Origin of the sequence: Candidatus Pantoea persica, assembly GCF_013753875.1 — a bacterium.
Classification (GTDB): Bacteria; Pseudomonadota; Gammaproteobacteria; order Enterobacterales; family Enterobacteriaceae; genus Pantoea; species Pantoea persica.
The window spans coordinates 34242-57860 of record NZ_SMDS01000021.1 but is presented as its reverse complement, the minus strand read 5'-3'; the positions used below and the strand labels follow the sequence as shown (position 1 = coordinate 57860).

At 62.0% G+C, this 23619-nt stretch carries 11 protein-coding genes, 17 pseudogenes and 1 riboswitch; of the genes and pseudogenes, 7 read left to right on the top strand and 21 right to left on the bottom strand.

Annotated features, from left to right (window positions below; genetic code table 11):
• The first annotated feature begins 188 nt into the window (after nt 1-188).
• A pseudogene (locus EIO60_RS13860) lies at nt 189-1103 on the top strand (bestrophin family protein).
• On the opposite strand, the pseudogene EIO60_RS13855 reads toward EIO60_RS13860, so the two are convergent.
• The 4 genes and pseudogenes from EIO60_RS13855 to EIO60_RS13840 all read right to left on the bottom strand — a co-directional run bounded on the left by EIO60_RS13855 (nt 1104) and on the right by EIO60_RS13840 (nt 4638).
• Nucleotides 1104-1996: pseudogene (locus EIO60_RS13855) on the bottom strand (alpha/beta hydrolase). It lies immediately after the preceding pseudogene.
• 176 nt (nt 1997-2172) lie between these two features.
• A pseudogene (locus EIO60_RS13850) lies at nt 2173-2513 on the bottom strand (hypothetical protein).
• Between the two features lie 43 nt (nt 2514-2556).
• Nucleotides 2557-3878: pseudogene (locus tag EIO60_RS13845) on the bottom strand (cation:proton antiporter).
• A gap of 19 nt (nt 3879-3897) precedes the next feature.
• A complete protein-coding gene (locus tag EIO60_RS13840) occupies nt 3898-4638 on the bottom strand; it encodes an MFS transporter (RefSeq protein ID WP_258577133.1) in 741 nt (246 codons plus the stop codon).
• Between the two features lie 95 nt (nt 4639-4733).
• On the opposite strand from EIO60_RS13840, the pseudogene EIO60_RS13835 reads away from it, so the two are divergent.
• Nucleotides 4734-5642: pseudogene (locus tag EIO60_RS13835) on the top strand (LysR family transcriptional regulator).
• 23 nt (nt 5643-5665) lie between these two features.
• Here the strand turns inward: EIO60_RS13835 and EIO60_RS13830 are convergent.
• The 9 genes and pseudogenes from EIO60_RS13830 to EIO60_RS13775 form a co-directional block, all read right to left on the bottom strand.
• A pseudogene (locus EIO60_RS13830) lies at nt 5666-6168 on the bottom strand (TIGR00645 family protein).
• A 53-nt stretch (nt 6169-6221) separates the two neighbouring features.
• Nucleotides 6222-8433 (bottom strand): annotated as a pseudogene (locus EIO60_RS13825) (DUF4118 domain-containing protein).
• Between the two features lie 8 nt (nt 8434-8441).
• Nucleotides 8442-9040, bottom strand: a pseudogene (gene kdpC, locus EIO60_RS13820) (potassium-transporting ATPase subunit KdpC).
• Nucleotides 9041-9051: 11 nt separating this feature from the next.
• Nucleotides 9052-10757: pseudogene (gene kdpB / locus EIO60_RS13815) on the bottom strand (potassium-transporting ATPase subunit KdpB).
• 38 nt (nt 10758-10795) lie between these two features.
• Complete coding sequence (locus EIO60_RS13810; RefSeq protein ID WP_258577132.1) at nt 10796-11068, bottom strand: potassium-transporting ATPase subunit KdpA; 273 nt, start codon at nt 11066-11068, stop codon at nt 10796-10798.
• Nucleotides 11040-11459 carry a potassium-transporting ATPase subunit KdpA gene (locus EIO60_RS13805; protein WP_258577131.1) on the bottom strand — a complete coding sequence of 140 codons (420 nt, stop codon included), beginning with the start codon at nt 11457-11459 and terminating at the stop codon, nt 11040-11042. Before EIO60_RS13805 ends, EIO60_RS13810 begins: the two co-directional genes overlap by 29 nt.
• Nucleotides 11342-12124 carry a potassium-transporting ATPase subunit KdpA gene (gene kdpA / locus EIO60_RS13800; protein WP_258577130.1) on the bottom strand — a complete coding sequence of 261 codons (783 nt, stop codon included), beginning with the start codon at nt 12122-12124 and terminating at the stop codon, nt 11342-11344. Before kdpA ends, EIO60_RS13805 begins: the two co-directional genes overlap by 118 nt.
• Nucleotides 12125-12499: 375 nt before the next feature.
• Nucleotides 12500-13619, bottom strand: a pseudogene (locus EIO60_RS16255) (HD-GYP domain-containing protein).
• 107 nt (nt 13620-13726) lie between these two features.
• A pseudogene (locus tag EIO60_RS13775) lies at nt 13727-14456 on the bottom strand (MFS transporter); the annotation flags it as partial.
• Between the two features lie 177 nt (nt 14457-14633).
• On the opposite strand from EIO60_RS13775, the pseudogene EIO60_RS13770 reads away from it, so the two are divergent.
• Nucleotides 14634-15798 (top strand): annotated as a pseudogene (locus EIO60_RS13770) (ABC transporter ATP-binding protein); the annotation flags it as partial.
• Here EIO60_RS13770 and EIO60_RS13765 read toward each other — a convergent pair.
• A pseudogene (locus EIO60_RS13765) lies at nt 15792-16801 on the bottom strand (GNAT family N-acetyltransferase). The pseudogenes EIO60_RS13770 and EIO60_RS13765 overlap by 7 nt on opposite strands.
• Before the next feature lie 343 nt (nt 16802-17144).
• Here EIO60_RS13765 and EIO60_RS13760 point away from each other — a divergent pair.
• Nucleotides 17145-17750, top strand: coding sequence for an alpha/beta hydrolase (locus EIO60_RS13760; protein WP_258577126.1), 606 nt, complete (start codon nt 17145-17147; stop codon nt 17748-17750).
• Here EIO60_RS13760 and EIO60_RS13755 read toward each other — a convergent pair.
• From EIO60_RS13755 to EIO60_RS13740, 4 genes are all read right to left on the bottom strand, one after another.
• Nucleotides 17747-18550, bottom strand: a complete 804-nt coding sequence (locus EIO60_RS13755) for a sugar phosphate isomerase/epimerase family protein (RefSeq protein WP_258577125.1) — start codon at nt 18548-18550, stop codon at nt 17747-17749. The genes EIO60_RS13760 and EIO60_RS13755 overlap by 4 nt on opposite strands.
• Before the next feature lie 74 nt (nt 18551-18624).
• Entirely contained in the window at nt 18625-18993 is a 369-nt protein-coding gene (gene crcB / locus EIO60_RS13750; protein ID WP_258577124.1) for a fluoride efflux transporter CrcB, read from the bottom strand.
• Nucleotides 18994-19082: 89 nt separating this feature from the next.
• Nucleotides 19083-19159, bottom strand: a riboswitch (Fluoride riboswitch).
• Nucleotides 19160-19396: 237 nt separating this feature from the next.
• A complete protein-coding gene (locus tag EIO60_RS13745; protein WP_258577123.1) occupies nt 19397-19699 on the bottom strand; it encodes a PIN domain-containing protein in 303 nt (100 codons plus the stop codon).
• Nucleotides 19680-19940, bottom strand: a complete 261-nt coding sequence (locus tag EIO60_RS13740) for a type II toxin-antitoxin system Phd/YefM family antitoxin (RefSeq protein ID WP_258577122.1) — start codon at nt 19938-19940, stop codon at nt 19680-19682. Before EIO60_RS13740 ends, EIO60_RS13745 begins: the two co-directional genes overlap by 20 nt.
• A gap of 153 nt (nt 19941-20093) precedes the next feature.
• Here EIO60_RS13740 and EIO60_RS13735 point away from each other — a divergent pair.
• Nucleotides 20094-20994 (top strand): annotated as a pseudogene (locus tag EIO60_RS13735) (nucleoside hydrolase); the annotation flags it as partial.
• On the opposite strand, the pseudogene EIO60_RS13730 reads toward EIO60_RS13735, so the two are convergent.
• Nucleotides 20974-21443, bottom strand: a pseudogene (locus tag EIO60_RS13730) (alcohol dehydrogenase catalytic domain-containing protein); the annotation flags it as partial. The pseudogenes EIO60_RS13735 and EIO60_RS13730 overlap by 21 nt on opposite strands.
• Nucleotides 21444-21582: 139 nt before the next feature.
• On the opposite strand from EIO60_RS13730, the pseudogene EIO60_RS13725 reads away from it, so the two are divergent.
• Together EIO60_RS13725 and EIO60_RS13720 are read left to right on the top strand one after the other, a co-directional pair.
• Nucleotides 21583-22311, top strand: a pseudogene (locus EIO60_RS13725) (FadR/GntR family transcriptional regulator).
• Nucleotides 22312-22324: 13 nt separating this feature from the next.
• A pseudogene (locus EIO60_RS13720) lies at nt 22325-22687 on the top strand (MFS transporter); the annotation flags it as partial.
• A gap of 59 nt (nt 22688-22746) precedes the next feature.
• Here the strand turns inward: EIO60_RS13720 and EIO60_RS13715 are convergent.
• Both EIO60_RS13715 and EIO60_RS13710 read right to left on the bottom strand, forming a co-directional pair.
• The gene (locus EIO60_RS13715; RefSeq protein ID WP_258577121.1) at nt 22747-22974 is read right to left on the bottom strand and encodes a hypothetical protein; all 228 of its coding nucleotides are present in this window, start codon (nt 22972-22974) and stop codon (nt 22747-22749) included.
• A 157-nt stretch (nt 22975-23131) separates the two neighbouring features.
• Nucleotides 23132-23431, bottom strand: a complete 300-nt coding sequence (locus tag EIO60_RS13710; protein WP_258577120.1) for a hypothetical protein — start codon at nt 23429-23431, stop codon at nt 23132-23134.
• Between the last annotated feature and the right edge of the window lie 188 nt (nt 23432-23619).

Sequence of the window (23619 nt, the reverse complement as noted above, 5' to 3'; positions counted from 1 at the left end):
ACTTTACGCAGACCCGCCGCCAGGAGATAACGGAAAGAATTTTACAACTTATCAAAATTTCTTTTAGATAGTTGATAATAAAAAATTTTATCCATGCAGCAGCGGGAAAATCGCGCCATTATTCGCGTTCGTCGCGTCGGCGAAGTAGGCTTAACGCATATAAAAACGACCTGCTCATCGCACTCACTATGATTGTTCGTCCTGACCAACACTGGTTTTGTCGGCTGCTGGGCTGGCACGGCTCGGTGCTGCCGAAAATCGGCTTTCGACTGTCGCTGAATCTGGCAATCTCCCTGACCGCCATCGTCTGCTATCCGTGGTATGAATCGCTCAGCATTCACCTTACGACCGCGCCTTTCAGCCTGCTCGGCGTGGCGCTGGCGATTTTTCTCGGCTTTCGCAACAACGCCAGCTATGCGCGCTTTACCGAAGCGCGCACGCTCTGTAGCAATATGCTGATTACCCACCGCTCGCTGCTGCGCCAAGTAAAAAGCGTGCCGCTGGAGAAAGAAGAGGCGCGCGAATTCGCCGCGCTGCAGATAGCGTTCAGCTACAGCATGAAGCACCAGCTGCGCGAAAGCGAGGCGCGCGCCGATCTGACGCGGCTGCTGCTGCCGCGCTGGCGCGACGCGGTGCTGGCCAGTCCGATGCCGGCCAGCAGGACGCTGCTGTGCATAGGGCAGTGGCTGGGGGAGCAGCGCCAGCAGGGAAAGGTCTCCGATATTCTCTGGCAGAGCATGGATGAAAACCTCAACCGCCTGTCGCAGACGCTGGGCGACTGCGAGCGCATCGCCTCGACGCAGATCCCCTTCGCCTACTCGCTGATCCTGCACCGCACCGTTTCCCTGTTCTGCACCCTGCAGCCGTTTGCGCTGGTAAACGATCAGCTCGGCATGACGCCGCTGGTGTCGATGTTTATCTCCTATACCTTTCTGGCGCTAGAGTAGGTATCGGAAGAGCTGGAGGATCCCTTCGGCGTTGAGGCCAACGATCTGCCACTTAACGTCCTGTGCGTCAGCATCTAGCGCAGCCTGTGGGAGATGAACGACGACTTTCCGCTGCCGCCCGCGCTGGAGCCGGACCGCTGTCGCATCCTGACCTGATCAGCTGAGGCGGTCGAGCCAGCGCACGTAGGCCTGGTCCCACAGCACGGCGGGGGATCCCGCTTTGCCGAGGCCAAAACCGTAGCCGCCGCGGCTGATTTCGATCAGCTCGACCGGCACGCGGTTGCGGCGACAGGTATCGCGCATCAGCTCGGTATTAAAGGGGTTGGAAACGGGGTCATCTTCCGCCTGCGCCAGGAAGGTGGGCAGATAGCTGCGGGTAACGTAGTTCTGCACTGACCAGCTCGCCTCTTCGGCGGGCGAGGCGTTGTTGCCTACCAGAATGCGGTGCGTTGTGGTGTGGGTATAGGGCGCTTCCAGCGTAATGACTGGATAGATCAGGCCGACGCTGTCGACTTTCGGCACCACCTGATCGAGCGCGTCCTGCGCGGAATAGGAGCGGAAATCGGGTCGCTCAGCGGCCATGCCAAGCAGATGGCCACCTGCTGAAAAGCCCAGCACTGTACCTTGCGCTCAAACGAGCGCACTGGCCGAATAGCGCGCTGCGCATCCTGCAGCGGTGCCAGATGGCCCGCCTGCCAATTCTCTTCTGGTAGCCGATAGCTCAGCACGTAGGCGGTGTAGCCGTTGCTGTTGAGCCAGCGCGCCACGGGCCAGGCCTCGCACCCTATGCCGATAAACTTGTAGCCGCCGCCGCCGGCGATCAGCACCGCTTCGCCGTTGGGGTTTCCTGGCCGAAAGCGCTGAATGGCCAGGCTGGCCACATTGCCCCAAGATCCATGCTTATTGACGCGCAACGGCCCCGGGCCCGCCGCCTGGCGGCTCGTCCGGCCACAGCGGAATAACCTCGTCGCGAGCAAAAAGCTGGCCTGTTGTCATAGAGAGAGAAGAGCTGCCCTGAAACCGAGAAGGAAGTGTCGACGCGTGATCATGATGCCCGTTGAGTCAATACCAGTATGCTGATTCAGACGCGCCTGCCTGCGGCGGCGCTGTTATTATGTGATGTTAATCAACTGTTGGCGATTATGTACGCAATTCGGGGAAAAACGCCACAAAAAAACGTGCCCTCAGGACGCGTTTTTAGCGCGACAGACCTCAACGGCCGCGCTTAATCTTCCTGCTGGAACTGCGTCATGACAGTCTGTTCGCACTGCTGCTCGTTGGCGCGCAGTTTGCCGCGCTCATCTTCTTCCCAGCGGCAGCCTGGCGTTCGCCACTTCATTCGCTACATCCTCGTCGAACTGCGGCTGGTTCATCGCGCTGGAGGATTTGCTCATCGCCGTGTAGCTTTTCATCTTTTTTTTGCACGTAGGAATCCGCCGTGCCGACCTGCGTTTCGCCGCTGACGATATGGCAGAGCTGGCTGGCGTAGACGTTCTCCTGCGGAATATTGGTGTCGTCATCCGCGGCCAGCGCGGCGGATGAGGCCAGCAGCCCCAGTAGAATCAATAATGGCTTTTCATATTTGCTCCTGTTTTAATCGGGTGACGGTTTACTCATCGTTCTGCCGGGCGGAAAGGCGCGCGGTACGCCAGTTCAGCTGCGGCGTTACCGTCACGCCATGAATCACAATGCTGCACACCACCAGTGTCAGCGCCATATCGACCATTGTTTCGGCCTGCTGTCCCGCCATGCCGTATACTCAGGCGAAGGCGATATAGTTAATACTGCCGATGCTGCAGATCACCAGCCAACCGATCAGCAGGCGTCGCATGATCGGCATGCCGCAGTGCAGCGTCGTCAGCCATACCGCCAGCGGGCGCACTACGAAAAACAGCAGCAGCGCAAGAATAATTGCCGTCAAGGTTCCAGTGGTGCGCCAGCGTGACGCCCAGCACCACCATCATTGCTGCCGCCAGCAGGCGCTCAATAGTATCACCAAACGACAGGGCTTCGCTGACCACCAGCCCCACCGACTTCACACCATGCCGCCGCTTTCACCGGCGTGCTCAAGGCGGTTATTGGGATTGACCAGTGCCTCGGCGGGCAGCACGCGCTCCTCTTCGCTCAGCTCTTCCGGCTGATGAGCTTTGAACACCCGCAGCTCGGCGCGGCGAAGGTGGCGAGAAAGCCAGAGGCGCCGATCGCCTCCACCGCCGCATAGCTGAGGGCGATCAGCGCCAGCGCGAGGAAATCATTGGGCGCCACATCGCCGTGCGCACTGCGCAGCCGCACCGCCAGCAAGCCGGCCAGCCGTCCAAACATGAAGCCCAGTCCCAGCCCGCCGACGATGCCCCAGATCACCTCAATCACCGTCCAGTGACCGAAGCTGCTCCAGGTGAGGCTTTCGCCGTTAAACAGCAGCAGAGCCGGGATCATCAGCGGCAGCGCCGACCTGTCGTTCATGCCCGCCTCGCTAGAGAGCGCCACGCGCAGCGCGTCGTCATCGCGTGCGTCGTTGACGGAAATCAGGCTCGCCAGCACGGGATCGGTCGGCGCAACGATGGCGCCGAACGCCAGCGCCATCGGCCAGTCAAAGCCGGTCAGCCAGTGGACCAGCAGCGTCATGCCGCCAACCGTTAGCAGCATGGCGGGAAAGGCGAGATGCATGCCGACGCGCCAGCTGTGCGCGCGCAGCGGCAGGCGCAGCTTGAGCCCGGTAATAAACAGCGAGGCGGCCATGGTGATTTCGATGATATGCGCGGCGGCTTCCGCATGCTGCAGAATATCTATCTGCATCACGTCGAATACCCAGGGTGCGCAGAGGATGCCAGCTAGCAGATAAAGCCCAAATGAGGTCACCGGCCCGCGGTGGATCCACCCCGAAGCCAGCCACAGGCAGCCGGTGGCCGCCATCCAGGCAAGAAAATCCATAATGCTTCGTTTTTCTTAGCTAATATACTAAGCTTGGCACAAGCGAGCGGAAGCGGGAGCAGTTCTTCAAATGGCGGCTCGCCAGGCGCAGCGCGAGGCTGGCAGCGCCGGCCAGCGTGGCGAGCGTCACGACGCCGTTCCTGCCCCAGCGCGCCAGCGCCATACTGCCGAGCGCGGCGCCGGTCGCCATGCCGATAAACACTACGGTGAACAGCAGCGCGTTCAGGCGGCTGCGCGCTTCCGGCGCCTGGCTGTAGACCAGCGTCTGATGCGCCACCAGCGTCACCTGCACGCCGAGATCGAAGCCGACGGTGCTGAGCACAATCAGCGCCAGCGTTGACCAGAAGGCGCTAAAGCCCACCGACAGCTGCTCCTGCGCCAGCGCGACGGAGGCGGGCACGATATCCTGCGCCACGGTAGCGGTCAGCCCGGTAACGAAGCTGGCGATCAGCAGCGCGCTCAGACCGCCGGAGAAGCCGCACAGCAGCAGCCCTTTGATCAGGATAATGGTCCGGCGATCGTGCCGATCGCCCCGCGGCGCCAGCAGCAGAATGCCTAGCGCGTACCCCGCCTGCATCAGCATCGGCACCATGCCGACCGCGCCGGCGCCAACGAGAAACGCTTTGCTGATTATATCCAGCATTGGCTGGCTGTAGTAAATCGAAGCGACGCTCAGTCCCGCGCCGGCGGCGAGAGTAAAGACCAGCGGAGCGGGAGGGCTTTCGGCCGGGCGGGCCGCAACGCTATTGATGGCTGACATAGTGAGATTCTCCAAAGGTGTCTGGCGCTTAGTAAAGCGGATTGCCGCCATACGTTATAGACTGGTGAAAAGCAAAACCGTTATGCGTGGTGCGTATGAGCAATCTCTCCACTCCCGATCGCATCGAGCTGATGCAAACCTTTATCCGCATTGTCGAGAGCGGCAGCCTGTCGGCGGAGCAGCTCAATACACGCAGCCCCCCGTCAACCGTCGCCTGCAGGCGCTGGAGCAGCGTCTGGGACTGAAGCTGTGAAGCTGACCGACGACGAGCGCTGCTACGCCCAGGCGCGGCGACTGCTGGCAACCTGGCACGCGCTGGAGGATGAGCTGACCCACGCCAACGACGAGCCGGTCGGCACACTGCGGTGCGCTTGCCGCGCGCCTTCGGCCAGGATCAGCTGGTCGCGCCGCTGGTGGAGTACCTGATGCGCTATCCGCGCCTTAACGTAGAGTGGATACTCAATGACCGCACGCCGGACTTTATCGCCGAGAACGTCGATTGCGCGATTCAGGTCGGCGTACAGAGCTATCCCGCCGTGGTGGCGATCCTGCTGGCGGAAGTGCCGCGCATCGTGGTCGCCACCCCAGGCCTGCTGGCGCAGCATGCAACGGTCGAGGCAGTAGAGCAGCTGGCGGATCTGCCCTGGCTGGCGCTGACCAGCTTTTACCGTAACGAGATCGCGCTGCAGCGCATTGACGATGGCCAGCCGGTGAACCTGGCGATTACGCCGCGCCTGAGCAGCGACAGCCTCTATGTGGTACGCAAGGCGGAGTTGATGGGCATGGGCGCAGCGATTATGTCGTCGTGGGTGGGGCAGGACGACCTGGCGCGCGGCGATTTAATCCAGCTGACGCCCGCTTGGCAGGCGCCGCTGCTGCCGGTGTGGCTCACCTATCCCTGGGCGAGCTACTACCCGGCGCGGCTGCAGAAATTTTTCGAGATGGTGCAGGAAGTGATACCGCAGCTGACCGGCACGCGGCCAGCCGGGGCAGTTCAGCACTAAGCGGCGGAGCCGCCTGTCAGCCGTTACGAGGCGTTTTTGTCGCTCTTCGACATGTTGTCCAGCCAGCCCATCACAAAGGCGGAGAGCACAAAGGTGAGGTGGATAATCACGTACCACATCAGCTTGTCATTGGGCACGTTGCGCGCCTCCATAAACACACGCAGCAGATGGATAGAGGAGATGGCGACAATCGAGGCCGCGACCTTGTTTTTTAGCGAGCCGGAGTCCATCTTGCCGAGCCAGCTCAGCTTCTCTTTGTGATCGTCGATATCCAGCTTGGAGACGAAGTTCTCATAGCCGGAGAGCATCACCATCACCAGCAGGCAGCCCACCAGCGTCATGTCCACCAGCGACAGCAGCAGCAGGATCAGATCGTTTTCCGCAATGCTAAGAATATTGGGCAGTAGGTGAAAATTTCTTCAAAAAACTTAATCGTCAGCGCCAGCAAACCCAGCCAAAGTCCAACGTAAACCGGAGCCAGCAACCAGCGCGACGCATACATCAGGTTTTCGGTAAAACGTTCCATAATTTCCCACAGATAATCAGACAGGTCGGCAGTATAACCCATCATCTGTGAAGTTATTTCAGCGCCTCTTCAGAAATTTCAGGCGCGGGCGGCAGCGGCAGGCGAAACGCCACGCCGCCCTCGATGCGGATTTCCGCCCAGATGCAGCCGCCGTGGCTCTCGACGATGGTTTTGCAGATCGCCAGCCCCAGCCCGCCCCCCGGCACCGACGACGCCTTGTCGCCGCGCGCGAACTTGTCGAAGATGCGCGTCAGATCCTCGTCAGCGATGCCCGGCCCGTTATCCTAGACCGCCATTTCAAGGCGGTGGCCGTCGCGCCAGACGCGGATGCCGCGCTGGTCGCTGTTGCCGGCATACTTCAGGCTGTTTTCGATCAGGTTGGTCAGCACCCGCTCCAGCAGCGCGCTGTCGCCCTTGATCAGCACCAGAGCCGAGGACAGATCGCGCGCCACCTCATGCCCCTTCAACGATGGCGCCATGCTGCTGAGCGCGCCGCCGACCAGTTCGTCCAGCGCCAGCCACTCTTCGCACAGGTTCAGCCCGCCCGACTGGATGCGCGCCATATCGAGCATATTGCTCACCAGCCGAATGGTACTCAGCGTCTGCTAGCGGTTCTGGTTCGCCTGGGTGACATATTTCGACTCTTCGCTGGCCAGATCGAGCATCAGCATCTCCGCCTGGCCGAACAGTACAGTGAGCGGCGTGCGCAGATCGTGCGACAGCGCAGAGAGCAGCATGTTGCGCAGCTGCTCGCGTTCCGCCGCCAGTCGTGACGACGCCTCGCTCTGCGACAGCGCCACGCGCTCCAGCGCGTTGGCGATCAGCACGGTAAAGGTCTCCATCAGCCGATGCTGCTCCGGGATCATCAGCTGGCGCAGGTTTTACGGCTCCTACCACCAGCAAGCCGCGACACCAGCTGCCGCTTTTCAGCGGCAGGATCTGGTAGGGCACGGCGGGCAGCGTATGGGTGCCCGCGCCGGTGGGCTGCCCTTTGCTGAAGCTCCATTTGGCGATAGCGCGATCTGGCTCGCTGCCCGGCGTCGCCGCACCGGTGGCGTGCAGTTCGCCCTGCTCGTCCGGCAGCAGCAGCAGGCTAAGTGCCTGCAGGGTAACCTCGATAACCCGCTGACTGGTGGCGGCGATATCCCGCGGCGTCAGCGCGCTGCCGAGCGATTTCGCTATCTCATAAAGGTGACGCGCGCGCTAGCGGTCAAGTTGCCGACGATTACACCCACCGCCAGCATCACCGCGAAGGTCACCAGATACTGCAAATCGGAGACCGCCACCGTGCCGGTCGGCGCGACGAAAAAGAGGTCGAAGGCGAGAATGTTCATCACCGTGGCGATTACCGACGGCCAGCGCCCGTAGCGCAGCGCGATAATCACCACCGCCAGCAGGTAGATCACGACGCCGTTGGCAGTGTCTAATCCAGCCAGCAGCCAGTGACCGGCGGCAGTGACCAGGATGCACAACAGCAGTGCCATCAGCACGCCGCGCAGCGGCACGCGCCATTTATCGCCGCCCGCGCGCGTCGGCTAACGGCGGCGTCTCGCTGACCGGCTCGTCCAGCGCCACCACCAGCAGATCGAGATCCGGCCCCAGCTTGCCGAGGCGCGTGGCGAAGTTGTCGCGACGCCAGCTCGCGCAGGGCGAACAGGTTGCCCTTGCGAAAAAAGTTTTCGATGGCGAGCTCGGCGCGATCGCCAACGTAGACCTTGCCCTCTTTCAGGCGCTGGCACAGGTCGTCCGGCGGCAGATCCACCAGCACCACCTAGTCGGCGCTGTCGAAAAAGGGGGCGGGCACGGTTTCGCGCACGCGAATGCCGGTCACGCCACCCACCACGTCGTTGAGGCTTTCCAGATGCTGCACGTTGACGGTGGTGATGACGTCGATGCCCGCGTCGAGCAATCCTGCAAGCGTTTGGGATGGCGTGAGCCCTGCACGTTGGTGTGCGCCAGCTCGTCCATCAGGATCAGCGCCGCGTCGAGATCGAACTCCGCGTGGCGCGAGCTGCCGGTGGGCCGTCACGGCAGCACGGGCAGGCCCTGCAGCAGGCTAGCGGTCCCTTCCCGGCCGTGCGTCTCCATCACGCCGATCAGCACATCCAGCCCCTGCGCGCGCAGCCGCTTCGCCTCCTGCAGCATGGCCCAGGTTTTTCCCACACCCGCGCAGGCGCCGAAGTAGATTTTCAGCTTGCCGCGGTGTCCGTCGGCCTGTTGCAGCAGCAGCGCGTCGGGATCGGGGTGTTCACGTTCGTCGTTCATCGCATCCTTCAGGGTTGGGTCAGCGCGTCCAGCGCCAGATTAAGCCACAGCACGTTGACGGTGGGATCGCCGCTAAAGGCGAGCAGTGGCCGCGCCGTATTGGCGTCGATCAGCATCTCGACTGTTTCCAGCGGCAGCTGGCGCGCCGCCGAGACGCGACGAGCCTGCCAGATCGCGGCGGCGGGCGAAATCGCCGGGTCGAGGCCACTGGCCGAGACGGTGACCAGATCCACCGGCACCGCGAGCGGCGCCAGCGGGTTAACGGCGCTTAGCGCGACGACGCGTTCCGCCACTGCCCTGTCCAGCGCCGGGTGGCTTGCCGCCAGGTTGCTGCCGCTCGACGCCTGCGCGTTGTAAGGGCCGTCGCCAGTCGCCGGTCGCCGGTCGCCGGTCGCCGGTCGCCGGTCGCCGACGGACGACCCCAGAAATAGCCGAGCCGGGTAAAGTTCTGGCCGATTAGCGCCGAACCGTGCTGTTCAATCAGCGAGCCGTTGGCCTGCGCCGGAAACAGCCACTGCGCCAAGCCGGTAGTAAGCAACGGGTAACCCACGCCGGTCACCAGCGTGAGCAGCAGTAAAACTAACATTGCCGAACGTAACTGACTCATTTTTTTTCTCCTTACGCCAGACCCAGCAGCACCAGCAGCCCGCCCACGCCATACACCAGCAGGTTGCGACGCAGCAGCACCGCCGCGCTCAGCGGCCGATAGCTCTCACGCCGCGCAGCGCCAGCGGGATCAGGAACACAATCACCAGCGCGTTAAAGATCACCGCCGAGATAATGGCCGACGACGGCGAATGCAGCTGCATCACGTTGAGCTGGTTGAGCTGAGGCCAAGTCGCCGCTAAGGCCGCCAGGATAATGCCGAAATATTTGGCGACGTCGTTGGCGATGCTGAAGGTGGTGAGCAAGCCGTGCGTCATCAGCATCTGCTTAGTGGGGTTGGAGTCGAGATCCACCATGTTGTCCGCCTGCGCCAGCGCCGGCGCGTCGTTGGTGCCGTCGCCGGTCATCGCCACCAGCCGCCCTTCCACCTGATACTGGCGGATCAGCGCCAGCTTCACTTCCGGTGTCGCTTCCGAAAGACAGTCGTCCACCCCCGCTTCGGCGGCGATGGCCGCCGCGGTCAGCGGGTTGTCGCCGGTGATCATCATGGTTTTAATGCCCATCTTACGCAGCTCGGCGAAGCGCTCTTTGATGCCGCCTTTGACGATATCCTTCAGCGCCACCACGCCGAGCACCCTCGCGCCCTCCGCCACCATCAGCGGCGTGCCGCCTGCGCGCGCCACCTCTTCCATCAGTGCATTGACCTCCGTCGGGAAACGGCCGCTGTTGGCCTCGATATGGCGCTTCACCGAGTCCACCGCGCCCTTGCGGATCAGGCGGTTCTGCACGTTGACGCCGCTTATGCGCGTCTGCGCAGAGAAGGGAATAAAGCTCGCGCCCATGCTGTTCAGGTCACGCTCGCGCAGGTTGAAGCGCTGCTTCGCCAGCACTACGATGCTGCGGCCCTCCGGGGTTTCATCCGCCAGTGAGGCGAGCTGCACCGCGTCGGCCAGCTGCTCTTCGCTGACGCCCGGCGCGGGCAGAAACTGCGTCGCCTGGCTGTTGCCGAGCGTAATGGTGCCGGTCTTGTCGAGCATCAGCACATCGACGTCCCCCGCCGCCTCTACCGCGCGGCCGCTGGTGGCGATAACGTTGGCGCCCAGTATGCGGCTCATGCCCGCCACGCAGATGGCGGAGAGCAGGCCGCCGATGGTGGTCGGGATCAAGCAGACCAGCAGCGCCACCAGCACCGTGACGCTGACCGCCGTGCCGGCCCAGGCGGTAGAGGGCCACAGCGTAGCGGTAGCCAGCAGAAACACGATTGTCAGCGACACCAGCAGAATGGTCAGCGCAATCTCGTTCGGGGTTTTACGCCGCTTCGCCCCTTCCACCATAGCGATCATGCGCTCGAGGAAGGTTTCGCCAGGATTAACTCTGCACTGGATCACCAGCCAGTCGGAGAGAATGCGCGTGCCGCCGGTTACCGAGGCGAAATCGCCGCCCGACTCACGGATTACCGGCGCCGATTCGCCGGTGATGGCGCTCTCGTCCACTGACGCGCCGCCCGCCAGCACCAGGTCGCCCTTGCGCAGACTGTCGGCCGGCACCTGCTGCCACTGCGCGCCGTAGCGCGCCTCGGCGATGTTGGCGAACAGCACGGTGAACCCGAGCCAGAGGGCGATGGCGCCGGTAAAGCGCGCGCTGCCGTCGAGCCAGCCGACCGCCATGCCCATGGCCAGCAGCGTGGTCAGCAGGCTGCCGAGCCAGACCACGAACATCACCGGGTTGCGCCACTGTACGCGCGGATCGAGCTTTTTCAGCGCGACGCGCAGCAGCGCGACAAACAGCGGGCCGTAAGTCGGCAGCGGCCGTTGCCCGCCGGCTGCGCCTTTTTCACCGCCATGCTGCCCGCCAGCGCCATCACCGGAATGATGATGCCGAAGCAGCCAACCAGCATGCAGAACGCCAGCAGCAGGTTCCAGAACAGCATATTAGCGCTCAGACCCGTAAAGGCGCTGCCGTTGTTGTTCGCAGCAGAGGAGACGGCATAGAGCACCTCGCTAAAGCCGTGCAGGCCCGGATTCGCCATTCCCGCGCGGCCCCGCCTCGCTCATCATCGCCAGCGCGATGAGCTTCATCTCGCGCACCTCGATCTTTTTGCCGAGATACTCCGGCGAGCGGCCAATCATCAGGCCGGCGATAAACACCGCCAGCACCACAAACAGCAGCATGCCAGCCCCGCGCCGACGCCGCCGAACACCACTTCGCCTAGCTGCATCAGCCACTTCGGCACCATACCCGCCCAGCGCGAAAAAGGAGTCGTGCATCGCGTTCACCGCGCCGCACGACGCGGCGGTGGTAATCACCGCGAACAGGCTGGAGTTAAGGATGCCGAAGCGCGTCTCTTTGCCTTCCCCATATTGAGTTCGCTGTCGGTGCCGAGTGGGAGCAGATGCGGGTTGCCCTGCGTCTCCGCCCACATTACCGCCGCCACCGCCGCGACGAACATCAGCGACATGGTCCAGAACAGCATCTGGCCCTGACGACGATCGCGCACAGTCTGGCCGAAGGCGAAGCAGAGCGCCGCCGGGATGGGGAAAATCGCCAGCATCTGCACAAAGTTGGTCAGCGCGTTGGGATTTTCGAACGGATGCGCCGAGTTGGTGTTAAAGAAGCCGCCGCCGTTGGTGCCGAGCATTTTAATCGCCTCTTGCGACGCCACCGGCCCCATCGCCAGCGTCTGCTGCGCCCCTTTCAGCGTGATCACCGTCTGGTACGGCAGGAAATTCTGGATGCTGCCCTGGCTGACAAACAGCAGCGCCATCAGCAAACTGAGCGGCAGCAGCAGATAGAGCATGATGCGCGTCAGATCGCGCCAGGCGTTGCCGAGAGCGTCGGCGGTGCGGCTGGCGAAGCCGCGGATCAAGGCTAAGGCAACGGCGATACCGGTGGCGGCCGAGACGAAGTTCTGCACCGTCAGCCCCACCATCTGGCTAAAGTAGCTCAGCGTGCTCTCGCCGCCGTAGGACTGCCAGTTGGTGTTGGTGACGAAGCTGACCGCCGTATTGAGCGCCAGGTGCCAGCTCAGCGCGGGCAGCTGCTGCGGATTGAGCGGCAGCCTGTCCTGCAGCAGCAGAATCGCCATAAGCAGCGCGAGGCCAAGCAGGTTAAACAGCAGGATCGCCAGCAGGCATTGCGCCCACGCTCACCGCGACCTCCAGAGTTCAGGGTTTGACTGTAGCCTGCGCCTGTCGGCATAAAGAAGCGGTTAAATTGCGTGGCGCGCGCGTAAAAAAGTTATAAAAACGCCTGAAAAATAGGCTGATGAAGGGTGTACGCGCTGTTTGCAGCGAATAAACGCGGTGCGGCTTGCGCTTTGTCGCTTGGCGGATGCGGCTCAACGGCTGTCGCATATCGCGGCGGGTCAACGCCAACAGCCTGGGCGACAAGGCCTGGCGCCCGTCTCGCGTCGCGGTGGGGAACCGCGCGAGGCGGCGCTACGCGCCAGCGTCTAAGGCGTTCAGACGCTTTCCTGCGCCCAGACGCGGTTAAGATCAGCATTTTTCCAGAGCGGGCTCTCTTCTGCGCCAATGATGCTGTCGGTGCAGAAGCTGTCGCCGAGATCGATGCGCTCCGGCTTGACGTCGCGCTGGGCGTGCAGCGACCAGAAGGCGTGCACTACCGGCTTCAGCAGCGAGCGCTCGCCCGCCTTGACCACCAGCGCCACGCGGCCGGACGCCAGCCGCACCAGCGAGCCCACCGGATAGATGCAAAGATATGCAGAATCTGGCTGTCGAAGTGGCCGCGCCAGCTCAGCATATTGTGCATCGCCTCGGCGGGCGTCCAGCCCTTGCGGTAGACGCGCATCGAGATGAGCGCGTCGTAGACGTCGCACACCGCGGCCATGCGCGATTAGAGCGAGATCGCCTCGCCTCTCAGCCGGTGCGGATAGCCGCTACCGTCGTACTTTTCATGGTGATGCAACGCGATATCCAGCAGATCGTCATCGGCGTCCGCCTCCATCAGCATCTGCGCGCCGATGACCGGATGCTGGCGCATCACCTAAAACTCCTCGTCAGTGAGCTTGCCTGATTTGTTGAGGATCTCCAGCGGCACTGCCGCCTTGCCGACGTCGTGCAGCAGGCCGCCCATGCCGACGCGCCGCACCTGTTTCTCATCCAGCTCGAGCTGCCGTCCCAGCAAGATCATCAACCCGCAAACCGCCATCGAGTACAGCCGAGTGTAGTCGTCATGGTTTTTCAGCCGCGCCACGCTCAGCAGCACGGTCGGCTCGCGGCGGATAGAGCCGGCGATATCGTCCACCAGGTCAAGCGTGTCCGCCAGGTTCAGACTATAGCCGAGGCGCGCCTCGCTGAACATCGCCATGACCTGCGGCTTGCCCTGCTGGAAAATCTGCTGCGCCTGGTCCAGCTCCTGGAAAAAAGGGGTGCGCGGAACCGGCTTTCGGGCACGCGACGGCGCGGTCGGCGCCTGCACCGATTTATTCAGATCGATCCAGATCTGTTGGATCCCCTCATTGAGTAACATAGCGATCTGCCGCGGATCGGTCACCAGCAAACCTCAAACTTGTGGATAAACATCCCTGGCCGCAGTTCGTCAACGGTGATTTGCTTAATCACGATATCTCTCCTAAGGATCGCTCCCGATAGAGGTATCGGCAAGTGCGCAATTTTTCTTCAGGGGGGAAGTAACAGGTCGGCGCAGTGCGCGCCGACCGGCGGGAACCTTATACCGCTTTGATACCGCGCGCCGCTTTTTGCTCTTCGCGCGCGGCCTCTGGCGTCTGCGCTTCGCCGACGCGCGTGATTGGCCCCACCACGAACAGGAACAGGAACAGGAACAGCAGCGGCGTGACAAAGCCGGCGATATTGCTGACGCCGTTAAATATGCCGCCTTGCAAGGCCCACGCGCCTCTTTCGGCGCGGTGTCGCTGATCACCTTCCAGGTGCCAGCGCCCGCCGCGACGCCTTTGCCGAAAAAGGCGATAGGCGCACCAGAGCATGCGGCTAACGCCGATGCCGCCCAGCACGAAGAAGGGCCACTCCCAGCCGAAACGCGACACCAGCCAGCCGGAAAGGGGCGAAAATCGCTACGGCGAAGTATTGCGCCGTGCTGAACAGCGCGGAAGCGCGTCCGCACTCGGCGCCGGGGAACCACATAATCACCACGCGCGCGTTGGCAGGAAAGGCCGGCGCCTCTATCAGCCCCAGCGCGAAGCGCAGCGTAAACATCAGCACCAGCGCGGCGGTCATGCCGCCAGCCATTTGGCCGACGAAGCCCATGGCAATAGTGGAAAGCGACCAGAGCGCCAGCGTAATACCATAGATTTTCTTCGCACCGAAGCGCTCGAGCAGCAGGCCGCCGGGGATCTGACCGATCACATAGGCCCAGCTAAAGGTGGAAAGGATCAACCCAGGCTGGATCGCCGACAGGCCGAACTCATGGCGTGCTACGCTATGAAACGCAGCTGCGCATGCACCGCATTTTAGATCATTTCATTGATTATATCGCTTTTTTATCATAGAAGCGCGCGGCTCTTCAGCGGCGGCGCGCTCGCATGGCGCACGCCGACGGTGCCTGCCGCGAGAGCAGCAGTGAGGCCGCTCAATGCTGATAACGGGAAACGGACAGGTGGCACCATCGTGGATGGCTACACCAATATCGCCACCCTCAAGCTTTTCGCCCATAACGATTTAGAAAAACGCTATGCGCGCGACGCGATTCAGGAGCAGACCGACAAGAACTATCGTCTGAGTCGCATGGTCACCAGCATGGACATGACGATCTCTACGCTTAACGGCCTGCTTATCGTCTCTACCTGTGGCCTCGCGCTGTGGCTGTGGAGCCAGTCGCTGAGCAGCGTCGGCGCCATCGCGCTGGCGACCGGCCTGGTGGTGCGGCTGGTGAATATGTCCGGCTGGATCATGTGGGTAGTGAACGGCATTTTTGAAAATATCGGCACGGTGCAGGACGGCATCAACACCATCGCCCAGCCGCTCAACGTGCAGGATGCGCCGCAGGCGAAAACGCTGCAGGTGACGCGCGGCCAGATCCGCTATGAGGATATCCGCTTCGACTACGGCGGTGACCATCAGGTGATTAACCGCCTTAACCTTACCATCAAGCCCGGCGAGAAAATCGCCCTGATCGGCCCCTCCGGCGCGGGGAAATCGACGCTGGTCAATCTGCTGCTGCGCCTCTACGACCTGAACGGCGGCCTCATCGTTATCGACGATCAGAATATCGCTGAGGTGACCTAGGCGAGTCTGCGCAACCAGAGCGGCATGATTACGCAGGATACCTCGCTGCTGCACCGCTCTATCCGCGAAAACCTGCTCTATGGCCGTCCCGATGCCACGGAGGAGGAGCTACAGGCGGCGATCCACCGCGCGCGCCGATGAATTTATTCCGCGCCTGTATGACGCCGAAGGCCGAACCGGACTGGATACGCACGTCAGCGAACGCGGCGTAAAGCTCTCCGGCAGCCAGCACCAGCACATCGCCATCACCCGCGTGCTGCTGAAAGATGCGCCGATCCTGATTATGGACGAGGCGACCTCGGCACTCGACTCCGAGGTCGAGGGGGCGATTCAGGAGAGCCTGGAGACGCTGATTGCGGGCAAAACAGTGATTGCGATTGCGCACCGCCTCTCCACCATTGCCAAAATTGATCGGCTGGTGTTACTCGATAAGGGGCATATCGTCGAAATAGGCAACCATAGCGAGCTGCTGGAGCACAGCGGCCTCTATGCGCGCCTGTGGCGGCACCAGACCAGCGGTTTCGTCGGCGATCACTGATCGCCGCGACGATACGGCAGGGCGTCGCGCGCCTCAACGGCCCAGGTGCGCATCCCTTCCCGCTCCTGCTGCAGAAAATCGGCCACCGCATCGTGCTGCCCCGGATGCGCCAGATAGTGCTATGAGGTGGTGAGCTGCGGCTCAAAGCCGCGCACCAGCTTGTGCTCGCCCTGCGCGCCGGCGTCGAAGCGCGTCAGACCGGCGGCGATAGCGGCGTAGTCCACGCCCTGATAGAAATAGGTTTCAAAGTGCAGGCGGTCAAACTCCGCCAGACAGCCCCAGTAGCAGCCGTAGAGCGTCTCGCCGTCCACTAGACAAAAGGCCATCGCCGCCGGCTGTTGTTGCAAAAAGGCGATCGCCACGAGAATGCTGTACGGCATCCGCGCTGCCAGCAGGCTGAAAAAGGCGCGCGTCAAATAGGGGCGCTGGCCGCGCACCGCATAGATATTGGCGTAGCAGGTATAGACGAAATCCCACTGATCCTCGCACAGCTCGTCGCCGCGATACCAGACAAATTCAAAGCAGCTCTGCACCACCAGCTCGTGCTCTTTGCGCAGCTGCTTGCGCTTGCGCGACATCAGGGTGTCGAGAAAATCCTGAAAGTCGCGGTAGCCGCGATTGTGCCAGTGATACTGGCAGCCGAGCCGCATCAGCCAGTCGGGCTGCTCGCCCAGCACGCGTGCGCCGGTCACCGGCGAAAAGGGAATGGCGCCCAGCCACTTCTGATAGTAGCGGATGCCGGCACGCTGGCAGGCGTCCGCCCAGGCGTGCTCGAAGACATATTCGCCCTACGAGTTGCGCTTGCGGTAGCCGGGCAACGCCGCGCGCCATTTTCGCGCCACAGCAGATGGTCCGGCTGCCAGCCGCTCTCGGCGCGCACGCTGCCGCTCTCCTCCAGCGTCAGCAGAAAGGCATGACGTAAAAAGGGCTGATCGTCGGGCAGCAGCGCGTCCCATTCAGCGGCATCGACATCCGCCAGCGAACCGAGGTGAAGCAGAGACATGCAGAACTGTAGGGGAGAAAAGCGAGAGGGCGATGGCACCGAATGTGAAGCGATAAAAATCGCCTCCGACAGCCGCGCGCGGCGCACCTCCGCCTCGGCGAAGCGCACGCGCCGCCTGCCGGGCGGCGGCATCGCCTGTTGCCGCGCCATCCGCGCCGCCCGCACGACTATCCGTTGCTCAACCTCGCGCTGTAGGGCATGCTGTCGCTTTCCGCGGCGTGCGCGAGGCGGTGAATGTCGGGCACGGCAAACAGGGCCTCGATTCCATTCTGGCGCTCAATTCCTGCGGGATGATGCCAACAGGCACGTATATCAGTGAGCAGTTTTTTTTAAGGAGCAGCGGATGGCAAAAGCGTTAGTGATTTTTCTGCATGGCGTCGGCAGTAACGGCGAGAATTTAGCGGCGCTGGGCCGTAACTGGGCGCCGCTGTTGCCCGACGTTATCTTCGCCGCGCCCGATGCGCCCTTCGCTTTTCCACACGGCGCAGGTTTTGAGTGGTTTAGCCTTGATGGCGTAACGCCAGAAAACCGGCCGGGGCGGGTGCGCGCCGCGCGCGCCGCCTTCGACGCCACGTTGGTGGCGATACTCGCGCAGCATGCGCTGCGCGACCGGTGGGACAAGGTGCTGCTGGTCGGCTTTTCGCAGGGATCGATTATGGCGCTCGATGCGCTGGCGTCAGGACGCTTCCCGCTAGCAGGCGTGGTGGCGTTCTCTGGCCGGCTGGCGTTTGACGAGCCGCTGTCGCCTCTGGTTCAGACGCCCGTGCTGCTTATCCACGGTCACGCCGACCCGGTGATCCCGTGGCACGAAAGCGAATCCGCCGCGCAGCGCCTGAAAGCTGCCGGCGTGCCCCTTGAGCTACAGCTTGAACCCCGGACGGAGCACACCATTTCCGCACAGGGCGCGATGCGCGCCGCCGCCTTTATCGCGCAGTGTCTTCAGGATTAGGGCCAGAAACGCCGTAGCGCCGCATACGCCTGCTGCGCCGCCTCGCGCGGCGGCAGGCGCTTCAGGTCGTCGTTAAACACCTCGATTCCCACCGGTCCCTGATAGCCGGCGCTCTTCAGCTTATCGATAAAGCTGCCAACGTCGATAATGCCCGCGCCGGGCAGCTGGCGCTGATGTTTAGCAATAACCATGATCGCCTCTTTGTCCCGCGGCGACGGCTGAGCCGCCATATCGCACAGCTGCACTTCATAAATGCGCTCGGCGGGAATGTTGTCGAGTTGCGAGGCGTCGCCGCCCAGAGCGCAGATATGAAACAGATCCACCACCAGCCCGATATTGGGCTGATCCAGCCGCTTCAGCCGCTCCCATGCTAGCGGCAGCGTATTATCGACGCTGCACCAGGCCATCGGTTCATACATGATGCGCATATCGAAGCGCCCTACCTCCGTCGCCAGCCAGCAGAGATCCTCGTCGATTTGCGCCGCCACCGCATCCGCGCGCGTGGTGGCGGGCGCCTGAATGGTGTCGCAGTCCAGCGCCTGCGCCATCGCGATAAACTGGCGCAGCTCGTCGCGTTTTTGCTGCCGCAGCGCGCCGGGCGCACCGGTGAAATCGCGCAGCACCTGCAGGTTAGTGAAGCCCGGCCCCTGCTGCGCCAGCCGCGCCGCGCCGCCTTCGCACGCCTCGACGTCTTCACGCCAGATTTCCACCTGATCGAATCCCGCGTCGCGCGCCGCCTGTAGCTTCTCTTCGGGTTTGCCACTTAACAGCACCAGGTTAAGGAATGCAGGTTGAGTCATGAACGTCCTCCTTAATTGTCAGGAATCATCGGTTGTCGCAGCCGCGGCAGGCGTCTGCGACGCGATATTTGCGCTCAGCCGATCAGATTCACCAGCGCGAAGCCAGCAAAGGTCATCAGCAGCGATCCGGTGACGTGCACCAGCACGCTCGCCATCGCCCACAAATACTTATCTGATTGTAGCAACATGAGAATTTCTGCTGAGAAGGTCGTTAGTCCGCCGCACAAGCCAGTGACGATCAGCAGCTTCCAGGCGGGATCGAGCTGGGGATATTTGATAAACCAGGCGAGCGCCGTGCCGATAAGAAAGCCGCCCGCCAGGTTCACCAGCAGCGTGACCGGCAGCAGCGAGGGAAACAGTGTGTTAAAGCGCAGCGAAATCAGCCAGCGCAGCGTACAGCCTGCGGCGCCGCCCAGCACCACGGCGAACAGTGACTTCAACATGAATGGACTCCTGTAGTCAGCGATCGCGCAGGGTCGTGGTGGAGGGAAAAGAGCCTGACACACCAGTAACGCCTGCGAGAGGATTAGGGTTAATGTCAGGCGTCATCAGCCGCTGGGATCGCCAGCTGGCGGTTGGAAAAGGTGGCACGTCATCACCTTAAGGCGTTGATAATACGATGCTGGGAAGGAAGTGACAAGCGGCTCAGGCGAGCAGCAGGCGGTGGAAAAGAAGCGTGTCAGCAGATGGCCGCGTAAAGTGCCTTAAGGAAAAAGAACATCTTTTTCAGCAACATTTAATAATTTTTATGTAGTCAGAGCAGGTCTGAATAATTTTCTCGTCGTTGGTGATTAGAAAAAGGCTTTCTGCGCGGGCCTGCGATACCAGCAGGCGGTCAAAAAAGTCTTAATGTCGGATGGCGTAGGCATGACGAGCTGTAATGGCCAGTTCAATATAGCCCGCCGCTGTTAACCCTTGCGTGAGTTCGGCAGGGTCAAAACAAAAATCGGGCTTACCTGAATCTGCCTTGATCGCAATTTTCTGTATCGACGCGGGCGAGTAGTAAAGCCGGTTATTGTGGTCGGCCAGAATCGCGATTGTCTCTTTATTGAGTTTTTCAGGCTGCCAGGCTATCCAGATAAGCGCATGCGTATCAATTAAATATCTGCCCGCCAGCAGAGAGGAAGCGTTATTTTTCTTCGCCGTCACGTTTGCGATTTCCGTAGAACAGATCTTCAATCTGGTCGGCGTGCAGCGCGTTAAAGTTGTCTGGCACGCTGCTTTCGCCCTTTCCTTGCATAAAGCCAATACGCGGCGATTTCTCCGCTGGGGTCAGAGGAACCAGCTTCGCCATGGGCTGACCGTTGCGGGCGATAATGTATTCCTCGACCGTCGCCGCGACATTCGCAACCAGCTTAGAGACGTTCGTTTTTGCATCGCACAGGTTCAACTTTTGCATAAAACCTCTTTTGGTTGTTCAAGTTAGTCGCCCATTATGGCTTCTGTTAGTCTAAAGAGATCGGCTTTTCTGGTCAATTTCTATTCAAAACGTACCGATTACATCCACGCTGCCTTTCTCCGGGGCGTGCTTTAAGGAGCCTCTATGCGCACTCTGATTTTCGACACCGATATCGGCGTAGACGACGCGTTTACGCTGGCCTATGCGGCGCGTGCACAGCGCCTGCTGGGCATTACCACGATGTTCGGCAACATGGCGGTGGGCCAGGTGGTGAAAAACGCGCGCCTGTTTTGCGAGAAGATGCAGATCGATGCGCCGATCTATCACAGATGTTAGCGTCCGCTGGCGCTGGCGCCGAGCGACCCGGTGAAGCTGCGCGGCGAGGATGGGCTGGGCGACGCTTTCGCCAATGCCTACGACGAGACGGCGCCGGACGCCGTCTCTTTTATTATCGACAGCGTGCGCGCGCAGCCGCACACCATCACGCTGGTGGCGATTGGCCCGCTGACCAATATCGCCAGCGCCATCAATCAGGCGCCCAATATTATTCCGCTGGTCAAAGAGCTGGTGATCATGGGCGGCGCGTTCCGCACCGACGGCCACAGCCGCAACGTCACGCCCTTCGCCGAGTTCAATATCTGGAAAGATCCGCATGCCGCCGATCAGGTGCTCAGCTCGGCGCTGAAGGTGGTCGTGATGCCGCTCGACGTCACGCATAAGGTGTTTATCAGCGGCGAAGAGGTGCGCCAGTTTGGGCAACCGGTGCTGAACGCCATCGTGCGGCCCTATCTCGCCTACAGCCTGCAAGAAAGAGGGCTTTGAAGGCATGGCGCTGCACGACACGCTGGCGATCGCCTGGCTCTGCCAGCCCGAGGCGTTTCAGCTGGCGGAAGGTCCGCTGCGCGCCCTCACCGAGGGCATCGCGCGCGGGCAGACGGTGCGTAAGCTGAGCGCGCTGGCGTCGCGCAACGATCCCTTTCGCGGCCTGCCCGCTCAGCGCGTGGCGCTGGGCGTCGATGCGGCGCAGGTGCGCGCGGCGGAATTCACTGGTGTCCGCCACCGCGACCTTCGCCCCCGCCGCCGCGGCAATCGCCGCCACGCCGAGGCCAATCGGCCCGGCATCCACCACCAGCACATGCTCGTCGGCGCTAACGTTTGCGCGGTGCACCACATGCGCGTTGATGGCGAACGGCTCAATCAGCGCCACGGCGTCCGGCGCCACCTCATAAACCCGCAGCAGGTTCCTGGTCGGCACGGCGAGAAATTCGCAGAAGCCGCCATCCTGATGCACGCAGCAAATTACCGAAATGTTTTCGCAGCAGTTGGTTTTGCCGCTCTGGCAGGTATCACAGCGCAGGCAGGAGAGACAGGAGATCAGCGCCACGCGCTGGCCCGGCGCAACGTTTTCCACGCCCGCGGCCGGCGCGGGCTTGTCGCGCGTCGCCCAGACCATTTTTTCGGTTCTGCGATGACCAAGGTTTTCATTGTCGTCATAGTGATTCTCCGGTTGTCCTGACGCAGTTATGGCGAATTGCCCGCGTGCGAGCCGTTTTGCCGGCGCGATCTGTGAGGCGTAGCGATTTTTTTGGCTCTCAATGGTTTTTAGTAAATAAAAAACCAAAGAGCGACCGCCGTGAGCCGAAACCTGAATCTGCGCCAGAACGTGATTAACCAGATGCTGGAGGGGATCGCCCAGCGCCATATCCGTTCGCCGCTGCCCGCCCAGGCGGCGTTGGCGGAGATGTTCAATATCAGCCGCACCACGGTGCGCCATACGCTGCAATACCTGCATCAGCGCGGCATTCTGGAGAAAGTGGCGGACACCTATGTAATTGTGCGCGAGCCGCAGGAAGAGGATGGCTTCAGCGAGCTGACCTCGCCGATCGAGCAGCAGGCCAGCCAGTTTGAGCAGGCGTTTTTCGAGATGATCAACCAGCGCTAGCTGCTGCCGGGCGACGCCTTCAGCTAGCTGCAGCTGTCGCAGCGGATGAAGGTCAGCACGCTGGTGGTGCGCGAATTTCTGCTGCGCTTTATGCGCTACGATCTGCTGGACCGCCACCGCGCGCTGCGCGATACCATCGCCAGTTCGCCGCGCTGTACAAGGAGCTGCATTCGCTGATCCTCTCTGTCGCCAACAACCCCTTCTTCAACCACTCGCTGGAGATTGTATCGGTGATTTTCACTCGTACTATCAGTGGGATGAGCGCGATCTCAAGCAGCGCAACTCGTGGCGCTGGAAGAGCATATGGCGCTGCTTTCGGCGCTGATCGGCCGCTAAGATGTGGATGCGCTGCTGGCGCTGCACACCCATCTCGCTACCGCCAAATCATCAATGGCGCGCTCTATCCGCCAGTACAATTAGGAAACATCTCTGCAAGGTTTGCATTACCTCCGGCATGCTGCTGTCGGCCGCCTTTACCGCTTTCGTCACGCGCGCGACCGATACCACCAGCGCGGTGACGCTGATCGTCATGGCGCTGTTCTGCATCTACTTTGCCGGCACCTCCTGCTGGGGGCTGATCCACACCAACGTCACGGCGCGCATGACCGCCTCGGTCGGCAGCATTCAGAACTTCGCCAGCTTTGTCTTCGCCTCGTTTGCGCCGGTGATCACGGGCTGGGTGCTGGATACCACGAAGTCGTTCAGCCTGGCGCTGATGATCTGCGCCGGCATCGCCGTAGTGGGCGCGCTCGCCTATCTGGTGCTGGTGCGCAAGCCGATTACTGACGGCGCGTAAGCTAGGCGCTGCAGGCGCGTAAACGCACAGCCGGGCTCAAAGCGCCCGGTTTTTTTGCCTCAGAGCGTGTGCAGATTGACACCGTGGCGCGCGCCGTAGCGCTCAATGCCGGCGATCACCTTCTCGACGCTCAGCGGCGGCGTCGGAGCGAAAAGCGGTGCCCGCTCGCGCAGCACGGCGTCGAAGCGGGCAAAGGTGGCGAAATCCTGCGGGTAGCGCTCGGTGGCGACGCCGACGAAGGCGCCTTCATGGGTGGGCGCGCGCCAGCAGGCTCTCCCAGCGTGCAATCGGTGCCATGCCGATACTCTCCGTGCCGTGCGAAAACAGCATCATGTCGATATCACGGTAGCGCGGCTGGCGATCTAGGAAGCGCGCCAGCGTGGCCGCGGACGGTTCGGTGTTAAACAGTATTCAGAACGGAATCGCGTGCTGGCGCAGCGTCCACTAGGGATCCATCAGCAGAAAGCTGTCCACCGTCAGGCGCGTGGCGTGTACGCCCGCCGCCAGATACCAGTCGCGATAAATTTCCGCCACCATAAAGCTCAGCGCCTCCGGATCCTCATAGCGAATCTCTAGCAGCCGCCAGCCCTGTGCGTCCGCCATCTTTTTCAGCGGCGCTTTAATGTACTCGTCCAGCCCCCACTCCGCTTCCGGCACGCTGTCGGTGGGCGCGGGCGCGTTCCAGCGGCTGCGCTCGATGCCGTAGCGCGCCAGCAGCTCCGCCACGCGGCCGCCGCCCTGCAAATACTCTTTTTCCGTCGCCCCGCCCAGCGCGCCGAACTAAAGAACGAGCGATCGCTGGTGCGCGTTACCGGCCACTGTCGCGTACAGTGGCTGACGAACAGCGTGCCGGTGCCCGGCAGGCTACGCATCAGGAACTCATTGAATGCCATCGGCAGCGTGCAGCTTCAGGCGAAAGTAGCTCATTTGGT